The organism is Edaphosphingomonas laterariae (genome assembly GCF_900188165.1).
GTDB lineage: Bacteria > Pseudomonadota > Alphaproteobacteria > Sphingomonadales > Sphingomonadaceae > Sphingomonas_E > Sphingomonas_E laterariae.
The window spans coordinates 1-12,078 of record NZ_FZOS01000057.1; the positions used below are offsets into that span (position 1 = coordinate 1).

Here is a 12,078-nt window from a genome sequence, read left to right on the forward strand (position 1 = left end):
CAGGCGACATGACACTGACCGCCGCCCAGATCTATCCCACCACCCATGCTCGGGGCGAAGTGCTGGCGGGTGTAATCGGTCCGAACCAGTTCGACCCCGACCGGTGGCTGAGAATCCGAGGCAACGGTGCAACGCCCGCTATGCCCTATTCTGTATTCGGCGAACTCTACCTCCGCGCATCGACGATCGATCAGGGCGGCATCGTTCGCGCACCGCTAGGCCGGATTGTTCTGGGGCCTACGCCAAACATGAACTTCAACAATGATGCGCTCCATGAGGTCGTGCTGCGAGCGGGCAGTCTCACCTCCACGAGCGCCGGGGGACTTCTGATGCCGTACGGCGGCACCGCCGACGGCCTGAAATATTTTTATAACGGGGAGGAAGTGACCTTCCGCGACCTCGCCGACCTGGGCAGCGCCGAGATTGAGATCGGCGTGCAGATCGGCCAGGCGAAGCTGACCGCCGAGGAGGGATCGGTGATCGACCTGTCCGGCGGCGGTGAGCTGACCGGCGCGGGCTTCTTCACCGGCCGCGGCGGCTCGCTGGATGTGCTTCGCACCGCGCTCGCCAACGTCAATCCGGGCTATGAGTTCAGCAGCCCGGATGCGGAAGTCTACGCCATCGTGCCGTCGATGGCCGGCGGCTATGCCTCGGTTTCGCCGGATGCCGGCGCCGGCGCCCCGCGCGTCGGCGAGCAGATCACGATCCCTGAGGGTGTGGCCGGCCTGCCCGCCGGGACCTACACCCTGATGCCATCGACCTATGCCCTGCTGCCGGGCGCATTCCGGGTCGAGCTTGGCGGAACCTCCCCACGCCAGCTTGCGCCACAGACCCTGCCGCCGGGCATGGTCCTGGCGTCGGGCTATCTCGGCGTCGCGAATACCGCGATCAGGGACGTCCTGCCCACCCGCATCGCGCTCACGCCCGCCGAGGCCGTGCGATCCTACTCGCAGTATAACGAGACGGGCTATTCCGCGTTCGCCATCGCCAATGCGGCCCGGTTCAACGGCCCCGCGCCGCGTCTGGAGCGGGATGCGCAGAGCCTTCACCTAGATTTCGGCGCCTGGCAGGGCGACGTGCTCGACCTCAGCGGTGAGGTTCGGATGGCCGGCGCCAAGGATGGGGCGGCGGGCAATCTGTTCCTGACCGCCAATGGGCCGCTCGAGATCAAAACCCAAGATGCACTGGCCACCGAACGGTTCGCGTCGGTCGATTCCGAAGACCTGGCCCGCGTCGACGCCGGGATCCTAACGGTTGGCGGTCTGTTCGATCTCACCCAGGCGCGCGCCGCGCCCGAACTCGGCGCCTACGAGCTGGGTCCACGCGTCGTGTTCGAAGCCGGCGGCGGTGAAGTCGTGGTGCGTGACGGCGCCAGCCTGCGCGGCGGGCAGGTCTTCCTCGTCAGCCAGGATCGCGTCGCGGTCGAGGGCGGCGCCCTCATCGAGGCGGAGGCGACGGACGGTCGCGCGATCGATTACGAGCACGGCTACATCTTCTCGGATACCTATAACCTGCGCAACGCGACCGGCGGCGCGATCCTCGGCGTTTCGGGCGGCGATATCCGCTTCACCGCACCCACAGCGCCCTATGACGATGGCTCGGGCTTGCGCCTCAACCGGATCGACATCGCGGACGGCGCGATGCTGCGGACGCCGGGTTCCCTGTCGTTCTCGACCAACGGCGTGCTGAACATCGGCGAAGCGGAACTGAACGCGCGTTACGTGACGCTGACGTCGCCAAGCATCCATGTCGGCACGACAGAGTCCTTCGCCCGCGCAGATGAGGCGGGAATTCTGGGAACCGGGGTGCGTCTTTCACAGTCGATGCTGGAGCGGTTGGTTCGACCGAGCACGGCGGGACAACAGGCGCTTGAACGCCTGACCTTGAACGCCGGCGGATCGATCAACCTGCTGGGCGAGGTCACGCTTGACCTGCGCCATGCGGCCGGTGGGGCCAATACCATGCTGCTGCTGGAAACGCCCGCTCTGTATGGCTGGGGCGAGGCGGGCGAGACGGCGCGCATCATCGCGGACACGGTCGTCTGGAGCGGCTTGTCGGCTGGCGCCGGCGCTGCTGACAGGCCCTTTGTCAGCCTGCCTCCGGCGCCCGTCGCCGACGGCGGCCCGGGGACCGGCAGCGGAACGCTCACCATCGATGCGCGCCGGATCGAACTCGGCTATGCTCCCTATGCCCAACCGCAGGACCAGGTCGCGCTGGATCGCCTGGCGCTCGGCTTCGCCACCGTCAATCTGTTGGCGAGCGAGCGGATGACTGCCAATCATCGCGGCACGCTGTCAGTCTATGCGCGCGGCACCGATGCGGACAGCTATGCGGGCGGCGACCTCAATCTGGTCACGCCTGTCATGACCGGGAACTCTGGCTCCTTCGCGGAATACCGGGCCGGCGGTGACGTGCGGCTGACTGCGCCTGAAGGCGCCGCGGCGCCTGACCTGCCCACCTTCAGGGACCTCGGAGCCGAAGTCCGGCTGGCGGGAGGAACCGTAACGGTGGACACGTCCGTCGCTTTGCCCAGCGGCCGGCTGGTCCTGGAAGCCGAGGACGGCATCCGGCTGACCGACCGTGCGGCTATCGACCTGTCAGGCCGCACGATCACCATGTTCGACGTCACTCGCCACAGTTGGGGCGGCGACTTGGTTATGGAGACGAGGGACGGCACGATCGTCCAGGACGCGGGATCAATGATCGACGTTTCGGCGACCGGTCATGATGCCGGCCTGATCGCGGCGACCGCCACTGGAGCCGACGGAGCGGTGATCCTCGCCGGCGGCATGCGCGGAGCTGGCGCGACCGGGTTCGCTTCGGGTTCCGTAGATATCCGCGCCCGGTCGCTGGCTGACTTTGCGAACCTCAACGAGAGCCTGAACGCAGGCGGCTTTTTCGAAGCCCGCACCTTCGTGATCGGAAGCGGCGATCTAACCATCGGCGACGAGGTGCGGGCCCGCCGTGTCTCCATCTCTGCGGACGGCGGCTCGCTGACCGTAAATGGACGTATCGACGCCAGCGGCGCCAAGCCTGGCGAGATCCGGCTGGCGGCGAGGGACGATCTTGTGCTTGCGGCAGGCGCACACCTCGATGTCTCGTCAAGCGAACTCCAGCGCGACGGACGGGGCGATGTGATCGAGGCGGCCAATCGCGGGCGGGTCGAATTGACCAGCGCGGCGGGCCGCGTTTCGCTTGGCGACGGCAGCGTCATCGACCTGCGCTCGGCGGACGGCGTCGCGCGCGGCCGGGTGGAGATCAACGCGCAGCGTCTGGGCGCAGATGACGTGGCGATCGACGCCGGGGGGCAGCTGACCATCCGGGGGGCGCAGAGCATCGCGGTCAATGCCTTCCGCGGTTACACGCCGGACGACGGGCGGATCGACCAAGGCTATCTTGACGTGATCCACGGCGACAGCGTCGCCTTCATAGATGCCGCTCTCGGCAATGACGCCTTGTCTGGGCGGCTGGCGGGGCTGGCTTCCTATGGCGATGCCTTCCACCTGCGGCCCGGCGTCGAAATCCGCAGCGCCACGCCGGATGGGAATCTGATCGTTGACGGGGACCTCGACCTGTCCGGCTATCGCTACGGACCGGATGCCGATCCATCCGTACGCGGATCGGGCGAGGTGGGCGTGCTGACGATCCGCGCCGGCGGCGACCTCAATATCGAGGGCAGCATCAGCGACGGCTTTGCGCCGCCGCCTGAGACCCCAGATGATCCTTTCTTCACGCTCATTCCAGGCGAGACGGTCGAGTACCCTGCAGGGACGACGCGGCCCGACGACTGGTGGCTGGATACCGATCTGACTCTCCAGGAGGATTGGACGGTCCCTGACACACCTTTCTACCAGAATTTCATGGGGTCCGTGTACGACACGAACTGGAACTACTACGGTCCTGGTCAAACTGTCCCGGCAGGAACGACCCTCGCAGCATACAACACCGCGTTTGAGGCCAACACGCCGCTTCCGAGCTATACCGGGGTGACGCCGGACACCTATGAATCGGGCCGGGTCTGGGCGGCCGCGTCGATGCTGGCGCCCGGTTCGCAGTCCTGGTCGATGCGGCTGGTGAGCGGGGCCGACCTTGCCTCGGCGGACAGCCGCACCTTGACCGCCGCGTCGCGCCTCGGCGGTCGCGGCGACATGATCCTGAACGATCCCGGGAAGATCGGGCCGGATCGCAGCATCACCAACATCTCGGTGATCCGCACCGGCACGGGCGACCTGGAGCTGCTGTCGGGCGGCGACCACGTCCAGAAGTCTCTGTTCGGCATCTATACCGCCGGCGCCCAGATCGCCGTTGGCGACGCCCTGGACGTGGGCCGGGCCGTGCAATGGGACGGAAGCGTGCTGGGTGGGGGCAACGAGGCTTATGAGGCCACCCTCGATCCGCGCCGAATGTACCTGACGACCGGCGGCGGCGACCTGCGCCTTACCGCGCAGGGCGATGTGCGCGGTTATACGGAGGCGACGTTTGGCTCCAGCAACGCCGACATAGGCGACTGGCTGTGGCGGCAAGGCGGCGCGGGCCTTGACCAGCCGACCGCATGGGGCGTGAACTTCGGCCAATATCGTTTCGACCCGAACACCTTCGCGCTCGGCTTCGTCGGCTTTTCTGGCGTCGGCACGCTTGGCGGGGGCAACGTCACTGTTACGGCCGGAGGCGACATCGGTTCGACGACCAATGTATCGGGGCAGGAATTCGTCGATGTGGTGACCGACGGCCTAGCCGTGGTCGTCGGATCGAGCGGCCGCATCGACACATCGGGTCGCCTTGTACAGAGCGGCGGCGGCGACCTGGTGATGGTGGCCGGGGGGCGGATCAACACCGGTCTCAACGAACGGCCCGAGCCGGACAGCCGGGCCACGATCGTCAATCTGCGCGGCTCAGTCGCGGTGCGTGCGGGCGCGATCGGTCAGACGACGGCGACGGGCTATGGCGTCGGGCGTCTCGGTGATCCGCGTGCCGTTGACATTACTGCTCCATCCAATCTGATCGGCTATTCGCCGCTCGTCGTCTCGCTCGGTGACGCACAGGCTCGGTTCACCGCGAGGGGCAGCCTTGTGGTTGCGAGTGGCAAAGACCCTGGCCGCGCGCCGCTGGCCGGCGGGCAGACTATCGCGGGCGAAGACGGGGCGACCGGAACGACGGCGTTCAGCCTGTGGACGGATCGCAGCGGAATGGATTTGGTTTCGGCCGGCGGCGACATCGTATGGTCGTCCTGGCTGACATCAGACAGCTACGCGCCGACCTACAGCCCGGGCCGGTTCACGGCGCTGGCGGCCGGGGGATCCATCATGATCCGCGACGCGCTGGTACTCGCGCCGTCCCACCAGAGCGCGCTTGAGCTTCTCGCACGCGATCACCTGCTCGGTAATGCGACCCGTGGTAACCAGGTTGGCATGTCGGGTGCGACCCCCGACAGAATTGCGACACCGTTCAACCCGCTCTGGATTTCAGATGGGCCTTCCGGGCGTACCTCTAACGCCTTTACGGAATACGGTCATCTGGAGGGTTCGGGCCTTTACGATGGCGTAGTAGGCTCGGTCCTGTTCGCCTTTGGCCCGAACACCGCCGGCGCTCTAGCGCAGGACAGCCTCGATCCGATCCGCCTCTATGCGCTGAACGGCGACATCGGGCTGCGATCGGGACTGACCTACAACAGTTCAGATGGGACCGAGACCTATTGGGTGATGTCCCGTCCCACCCACATCCGCGCAGGTCGCGATATTGTCGCTGGAAGCCATCTGATGCTCAACCGCGACGAGAAGGACGTCTCCGTCGTCCGCGCGGGTCGCGACATCCTGAACAGCAGCTTCAGGGTCGGCGGTCCGGGACTGCTCGACGTGGCGGCCGGTCGCAACATTTATCAGGCTTACACTCATGGCGGAGCCATATTCCCGGATCAGCGAGATCAGAATCTGGGCGTATTCCAAAGCCTCGGCCCGATCATCGCAGGGGATACGAGGCCAGGCGCCGGTATCTTCCTGTCTGCCGGGCTCGGCGTCGAAGGGGCTGATCTGGCCGCCTTCGCTGCGCGCTATCTTGATCCGACCAATCTCGCTGATCCCAATCGGCCGCTGGCTGATCAACCGGGCAAGGCTGTCCGCACCTATGAGCGCGAGCTGCTTGAATGGCTGAGGAGCCGTCATGGCTATGACGGCGGGGCGGACGGAGCGCGAGCCAGGTTCGACGGCCTGTCGGCGGAGGAACGCGGTCTGTTCCTGCGCTCCGTCTACTTCGAGGAACTGCGCCTTGCCGGGCGTGAGTATAACGATCCTGAGAGCGGCCGTTTCGGCAGCTATTTGCGCGGACGCGAGGCGATCGCCACGTTCCTCCCCGGCATGGGCGAAGGCGATGAGCCGGGTGACTACTTCGGCTCGATCACCTTTTTGGAGGGGGCTGGCGTCCACACCTATGCTGGCGGCGACGTTCAGATTCTCGCGCCCGGCGGCGGCCTTACTCTCGGCGCGGATGGTATTGCACCGCCCGTCACCACCGGCCTGCTGACCCAAGGCCAAGGGGATATCGAGGTCTTCACCCGAGAAAGCGTTCTGCTGGGACTCTCGCGCGTATTCACCACCTTCGGCGGCGGCATAACCATGTGGTCGGCCGAGGGGGACATCAACGCCGGGCGTGGCGCCAAGACGACGGTGGTCTATACGCCTCCCCGCCGTGTCTACGACGACTACGGCAACGTCGTTCTTTCTCCGCAAACACCGACGTCCGGCGCCGGCATCGCCACGCTCAATCCCATCCCGGAGGTGCCGGCGGGGGATATCGACCTGATCGCGCCGCTCGGCACGATCGACGCAGGCGAAGCCGGGATCCGCGTATCGGGCAACATCAACTTGGCCGCGCTGCAAGTGATCAACGCCGCCAACATCCAGGTGCAGGGCGACGCGGCAGGCATACCGATGGCTGCGGTGGTCAACACGGGGGCGCTGACGGCGGCGTCATCCGCGTCAACGGCGGTCGCCAATCAGGCGGCCGATCTTGCCGAACGCTCGCGGCCTCCCATGCGCACCGAGATACCGACGATCATCACCGTCACCTTCGCCGGCTTCGGCGAGTGACCCACCGGGATGGCGGCACTCCCACCCGCCCTCGCGGACCACAAATAACTCGGAGACAATGACCGTCATGGCCGACAACGCCCAAACCGCCTCCCCAGCGGAGGCACCCCTGCTTCCGCTGTTCTACAAGAACCCGCAGCGGCTTCATTCAGAGGTTCATGCCGGCTGGCGGCTCAAGAGTGGGGATGCATCCTTCGCCGCCGGGACGCCATTCGTGCCGATCGTCGCGAGCGAGCTGGCCGCCGCGGCGCGCAGCTACCCGGTGGTGTTCGCCGCCGACAGCGCGCAGCCGATCGCCGTGCTCGGCCTCGAGCAAGGCTGCAATCTGTTCGTGGCGGACGGCAAATGGGCGGCGGACGCCCACGTGCCCGCCTATGTGCGCCGTTATCCCTTTGCGTTCACCGTTACGGAGCAACCCGCCGGCTTCGCGCTGGTGATCGACAAAGGCTCGGACCGCGTCGCTGAAGGCGGCGCCGAGGGCGAACCGCTGTTCGTCGACGGCGAGCCCAGTGCTTTCACCAAAGAGGCGCTGGAGTTCTGCGCGGCGTTCGGCCGCGACGCGGATCTGACCCGGCTGTTCGCATCGGCGCTTCACGAGAAGGATCTGCTGATCGATCGGCGCGCCGATGCGACCCTGCCCGACGACCGCACGCTCGGGCTCGACGGCTTCCAGATCGTGGATGCGGCGAAGTTCGCTGCGCTCGACGACGAGACGGTGCTGGCCTGGCACAAGCAGGGTCTGCTGGCACTGGTCAATTTCCATCTGGCGTCGCTCGAGCGGTTCCGCAGCCTGCTGGACCGGCAAGCACTGCGCAGCGTCACGGGACCGTCATCCTCGGCTGCTTCGAAGGACGTGGCCGGTGAGTCTTCGTCCCTGCCCTCGCCCGCGGAAGCGCCCGCACCTGTCGACACGCCCCAGGCTGCCGATGCCCCCGAACCGGCCGCCAAAGCAAAGAAAGCCTGATCCATGATTGCCCGTCTTCTCCTCTCCGCCCCGGCCCTGTCCGCCACGCTTCTCACCGCCACCACCTCCTCCGCGCAAACCGTGGGCGGAGCGCAGCCGGCCCCGCCCTCCCCCGCCGCGCAGCCCCAGGGTCAACCGCTGGGCGGGCCGGTCATTGCCGGCGTCTGCCTGCTCTCGCGCGAGGCGATCTTCGCCAATGCCGCTGTCGGCAAGGCCGCGTCCGCGCGGCTCAACGAGCTCACCCGCGCCGCGCAGGCCGAGATCGACGCGCAGCGCCCCGCCCTCGAAACCGAAGCCAGGGCGCTCGAAGGCCAGAGCGACAACGCCGCGAACAAGCAGCGCCGCGAAGCGCTCGCAACCCGCTTGCAGACGCTACAGGGCCATGCCGCGCACACGAGCCGCGAGATCGAGGCGACCCGCGCCAAGGCGCTGGAGACCATCGCCAACCACGCGCAGCCGGTGATCGCGCAGGTCTATGGCCAGAAGAAGTGCGGCCTGCTGTTCGACCGCGGAGCGGCGCTCGGCGGCAATTTCGCCAACGACCTGACCGCCGATGTCGTGCGCGCGCTCGACGGGCGCATCCAGACCATCACGTTCGAGCGCGAGCGGTTGCCGCAGCAACAACCCGGCGCGGCGGCCCCGGCTGCGCGCTGATCCATCAGGAGGGCACCGTCATGCTTCTGTTCATCGCCTTGGTTGCGTTCGGTTTCGTGATGGGTGTCCTCGTGACCGGGGCGCTGGCCTGCCTGGTGTTCGGCCTTCTTCACGACGAGGCGGTGAAGGCCGTCGAGGGCTATGGCGGCATGCGCCTGTTCACCGACGTGCCCATGCCCGAAGCGCCCCATTTCAAAGCGTCGCTGTCATGAGCCGCGCGCGCATGGGCCGTGCGCTTCGCCGCGCGCGAATGACAGCCGGGCCATGCGGCGCAGGCTTCGTGGCCGCATGCGCGACGATGCTCGCCGCCTGCGCGCCGGGCCAGCCTGTAGGCTCCGGTCCGTCCTCGCCGTGGCCGCTTGCCGATGCGCCGATCAACGTGACCTGCACCCTGACCGCGCCATCCGCCGAGCCATGCCGCTCCGACGCCGAACGGCAATGCAAAGGCGAGGTGCGCTTGCTGGAAGTAACGGTCGCCGAGACCTTGCCTCCGCCGATGGCGGATCAGGCAAGCCGCCGGCAGCACGTCTATCGCGCCACTTATGGCTGCACGCCGGGCAAGCGATGAGCGGCGGCAGCACCGCCTGTTCGCCCGCGGCCCCGCTCCGGCCGACCTTCCGCCTGTCCGGCATCGCCATCATGGGACCAACCGCATGACCACTCGCCATCCCTCCATCTTCTCGCGCCTCACGCGCTGGACCGCCTTGCTGGCCGGGTCGGTCCTGGCCGCGGCATCGCCCGCGCAGGCGCAGACGGTCGCGCCGTCCGCCGCGGCGGCCGAATGGGTTCGCTACGCGAACGACGCGACGACGGCGGTCAACCGTCTGCTCGAAGCCGATACCGAGACCGCTATTCGCCTGCGCGCCTATCTCGACCGGACCCGGCCCGCGCCTGACCGGCCCACGGCGCCACTAACGCTCAAGCTGTGGGTGGACAAGGAAGGCACGGTGACCCGGATCGAGTTTGAGCCGTTCGCCCATGCCGAGCCCAACGCCGATCTGCGAACCCTCATCGTCGGCCAGACGCTCGCCGGTGCGCCGCCGAAGGACATGCTGCTGCCACTCAGGATCGTGATCCAGCTCGACGCGCCTGCGGCGTCCGCCGCGCCGGAGACCGGGGCGAAGGGTTCCGGCCATCGGACCTGACCTAGGCTGCTTGCGGCGAGGAGGCGACCCGATGTTGGGACGGTGGCTGAGGCGGTGGCGTTGGCGTTGGCGGCGCTCGCATGATTTCGTCGAGGTCGTCGATACGGCCTATCGCCATATCCGCGAGCTGCATGGGACAAGTGCGCTCGCCGCGGCGCGGCGCAAGGCGAAGCGGGTCGACCAGCCCATTCGCCGCATATGGGTCGGGCGCGAGGTCGTCCGCCGCCTCGAGGCGGAGGAAACGAACGAGCCGCCCGGCTTGTCTCGAAAGGACGGGGTCATCCCGGCCGAAGTCAAAAATCCCCTTGCCCGTCCCGACACGGGGTGGCCAGGGTTTCAGTATGGTGCCAAACCCTGAAGAGGCTGGCATCGAGTCGCGTCCGCAATATGAAAGTGAGTAAGCAGGAACAATGACTGGGAACGAGATCATCGAGCGTATCGCAACGGCGCAGGGCAAGTCCAAAGCCGAGACGAAACTGATCGTCGACGCGGTGTTTACTGAGATCGCCGAGGCAGCCGCCAGCGGCCATGAGGTTTCGATCAACGGATTTGGAAAGTTCGCCACGAAACGGACGGCCGAGCGCCAGGGTCTCAATCCCGCGACCAAGGAGCCCATCACGATCCAGGCGGCGACGAAGATCGGCTTCAAGCCTGCCAAGGCGCTCAAGGACAAGGTGAACGGCTGACCCCATTCACCATCCGAGCAATCTTGAAATTGAGGTAGCAAAATGCTACCTCAATAGATCGAGGAGGTGCCGCAAATGGCCCAGTCCGTCAAGCTTGCCGACGATATCATGAAGATCGTGCGCCGCGAGTCCGAGCTGCAAAGCCGGTCGGTCGCGGGTCAGATCGCCCACTGGCTGCGGATCGGCCGCGCGATCGAGAAATCGGGCCACTTCGACCATGTCCGGATAACCGCCGCGCTTGCCGGGCAAACCGATACCTCCCGGCTCACCGAAGAGGAGAAGGATGTCTGGCTCGACGGTTTCGTCGAAAGGATGGCGCGTCCGGGGCCGGACGAAGAAGCCTTCCATGCCCGGCGGCGCCAGCTCGGTCTTGGCGTTGGCCTCGATGAAGCCGGCAATCTCGTCCGCGAGACCAACGCGACCGACGCATGAAGCCGACAATGGTGTTGCTTGCCGGCCCCAATGGCGCCGGCAAGTCGACGCTCTACGAGACCCGTGTGGCCTCCAGCTTCGCCGGGCCTTTCATCAACGCCGATATCATCCAGCGCGAGGAATTGAGGGATGCCTCTCCGGCGGCCTCCTACGAGGCCGCCCGCATCGCCTCTGCGCGCCGTGCGGAATATATTGCTCAGGGGCGAGATTTCGTTACCGAGACGGTCTTCTCGCACCCCTCGAAGCTCGCGCTCGTCGACGAAGCCCGTGACAAGGGATTCACCATCATTGTCATGCATGTGGGCGTCGGGTCGCCCGGTCTCTCGGTGGCCCGCGTCGGCACACGGGTCGAGGAAGGCGGACACATGGTCCCGGAGGACAAGATCCGAGCCCGCTATGAACGCAGCGCGCCGCTTATCCGCGCAGCGGTCATCAAGGCCGATCGCGGCATGGTGTTCGACAATTCGGGGCTCAACCGTCCGCCTGTCTATTGCCTTGGGTTCACTGCCGGACGACTGGTCTTTGCGCTGCCCAGGCTGCCCGAATGGATCAGGGACGTGTATCGCGCCGACCTCGCCTTCTAGAGCGATTTCAAGGCAGGTGGGATCACCTGTCGGCTCGGAGATCGCGGCAAACAAAGGCGACCAGCTTCGCCTGCGCTGCATCGAGGGGGCGCTCACGGGTCTGTTCCAGCGCGGACATATCGGCCCGTCCGCGCCCGCGCACCTTCCGGCGACGGACCTTCTGGCCGTCACGGCAGAATCTTGCTGCTTCGTCGCGGTTGCGTCGCATTCCGCCAGCATCCTTGGCGGTTAGGGCCGCATCGTCTGGCTGAGATGCTGGTCGCGGCATGGGATCTTCTGGCATCTGCCAACACAGCCGGTCAAGCATGTCGGCTTACGGAACATTCGTCCGGCCGAAGCAGGCGGTAAGTGTCATCGAACAGTCGCCCGGACATGCGATCCCACAGCGCACGGGGGGAGACTCATGCAATGGAGACTCCTGATGACGGATCAACACTGATCTGCCCCCTTCTGAGTGGTCCAAAATTGATGATATTTTGGATTACGAAGGAGACAAGGAATGCCGAGCAAGAAGCATCGCCCGGAAGAGAT

At 66.5% G+C, this 12,078-nt stretch carries 10 protein-coding genes; all 10 read left to right on the plus strand.

Features of this window, described 5'->3' with window-relative positions:
- The first annotated feature begins 8 nt into the window (after positions 1 to 8).
- The 10 genes from CHB74_RS20855 to CHB74_RS20900 all read left to right on the plus strand — a co-directional run bounded on the left by CHB74_RS20855 (position 9) and on the right by CHB74_RS20900 (position 11,547).
- Positions 9 to 7,082, plus strand: coding sequence for a filamentous haemagglutinin family protein (locus tag CHB74_RS20855; RefSeq protein WP_144033889.1), 7,074 nt, complete (start codon positions 9 to 11; stop codon positions 7,080 to 7,082).
- Between the two features lie 67 nt (positions 7,083 to 7,149).
- Positions 7,150 to 8,046 (plus strand): SapC family protein, encoded by an 897-nt coding sequence (locus CHB74_RS20860; protein WP_089221396.1) that lies wholly within the window; start codon positions 7,150 to 7,152, stop codon positions 8,044 to 8,046.
- Between the two features lie 3 nt (positions 8,047 to 8,049).
- On the plus strand, positions 8,050 to 8,700 hold the full coding sequence (locus CHB74_RS20865; RefSeq protein WP_089221397.1) for an OmpH family outer membrane protein: 651 nt from the start codon (positions 8,050 to 8,052) through the stop codon (positions 8,698 to 8,700).
- Between the two features lie 20 nt (positions 8,701 to 8,720).
- The gene (locus CHB74_RS20870) at positions 8,721 to 8,912 is read left to right on the plus strand and encodes a hypothetical protein (protein ID WP_089221398.1); all 192 of its coding nucleotides are present in this window, start codon (positions 8,721 to 8,723) and stop codon (positions 8,910 to 8,912) included.
- Positions 8,909 to 9,268, plus strand: coding sequence for a hypothetical protein (locus CHB74_RS20875; protein WP_089221399.1), 360 nt, complete (start codon positions 8,909 to 8,911; stop codon positions 9,266 to 9,268). The genes CHB74_RS20870 and CHB74_RS20875 overlap by 4 nt, the downstream gene beginning before the upstream one ends.
- Before the next feature lie 85 nt (positions 9,269 to 9,353).
- Positions 9,354 to 9,845, plus strand: coding sequence for a hypothetical protein (locus CHB74_RS20880; protein ID WP_089221405.1), 492 nt, complete (start codon positions 9,354 to 9,356; stop codon positions 9,843 to 9,845).
- Positions 9,846 to 9,876: 31 nt separating this feature from the next.
- Positions 9,877 to 10,203 carry a hypothetical protein gene (locus CHB74_RS20885; RefSeq protein WP_089221400.1) on the plus strand — a complete coding sequence of 109 codons (327 nt, stop codon included), beginning with the start codon at positions 9,877 to 9,879 and terminating at the stop codon, positions 10,201 to 10,203.
- A gap of 52 nt (positions 10,204 to 10,255) precedes the next feature.
- Positions 10,256 to 10,531 carry an HU family DNA-binding protein gene (locus CHB74_RS20890; protein ID WP_089221401.1) on the plus strand — a complete coding sequence of 92 codons (276 nt, stop codon included), beginning with the start codon at positions 10,256 to 10,258 and terminating at the stop codon, positions 10,529 to 10,531.
- 75 nt (positions 10,532 to 10,606) lie between these two features.
- Positions 10,607 to 10,963 (plus strand): ParD-like family protein, encoded by a 357-nt coding sequence (locus CHB74_RS20895; protein ID WP_089221402.1) that lies wholly within the window; start codon positions 10,607 to 10,609, stop codon positions 10,961 to 10,963.
- A gap of 8 nt (positions 10,964 to 10,971) precedes the next feature.
- Positions 10,972 to 11,547, plus strand: coding sequence for an ATPase (locus CHB74_RS20900; RefSeq protein ID WP_245843133.1), 576 nt, complete (start codon positions 10,972 to 10,974; stop codon positions 11,545 to 11,547).
- Positions 11,548 to 12,078 lie beyond the last annotated feature (531 nt).

What these genes read in the sequence shown, in the direction of transcription:
- CHB74_RS20855 (WP_144033889.1), top strand. Translation starts at nt 9, where the DNA reads ATGACACTGACCGCCGCCCAGATCTATCCCACCACCCATGCTCGGGGC.
- CHB74_RS20860 (WP_089221396.1), top strand. Translation starts at nt 7,150, where the DNA reads ATGGCCGACAACGCCCAAACCGCCTCCCCAGCGGAGGCACCCCTGCTT.
- CHB74_RS20865 (WP_089221397.1), top strand. Translation starts at nt 8,050, where the DNA reads ATGATTGCCCGTCTTCTCCTCTCCGCCCCGGCCCTGTCCGCCACGCTT.
- CHB74_RS20870 (WP_089221398.1), top strand. Translation starts at nt 8,721, where the DNA reads ATGCTTCTGTTCATCGCCTTGGTTGCGTTCGGTTTCGTGATGGGTGTC.
- CHB74_RS20875 (WP_089221399.1), top strand. Translation starts at nt 8,909, where the DNA reads ATGAGCCGCGCGCGCATGGGCCGTGCGCTTCGCCGCGCGCGAATGACA.
- CHB74_RS20880 (WP_089221405.1), top strand. Translation starts at nt 9,354, where the DNA reads ATGACCACTCGCCATCCCTCCATCTTCTCGCGCCTCACGCGCTGGACC.
- CHB74_RS20885 (WP_089221400.1), top strand. Translation starts at nt 9,877, where the DNA reads ATGTTGGGACGGTGGCTGAGGCGGTGGCGTTGGCGTTGGCGGCGCTCG.
- CHB74_RS20890 (WP_089221401.1), top strand. Translation starts at nt 10,256, where the DNA reads ATGACTGGGAACGAGATCATCGAGCGTATCGCAACGGCGCAGGGCAAG.
- CHB74_RS20895 (WP_089221402.1), top strand. Translation starts at nt 10,607, where the DNA reads ATGGCCCAGTCCGTCAAGCTTGCCGACGATATCATGAAGATCGTGCGC.
- CHB74_RS20900 (WP_245843133.1), top strand. Translation starts at nt 10,972, where the DNA reads ATGGTGTTGCTTGCCGGCCCCAATGGCGCCGGCAAGTCGACGCTCTAC.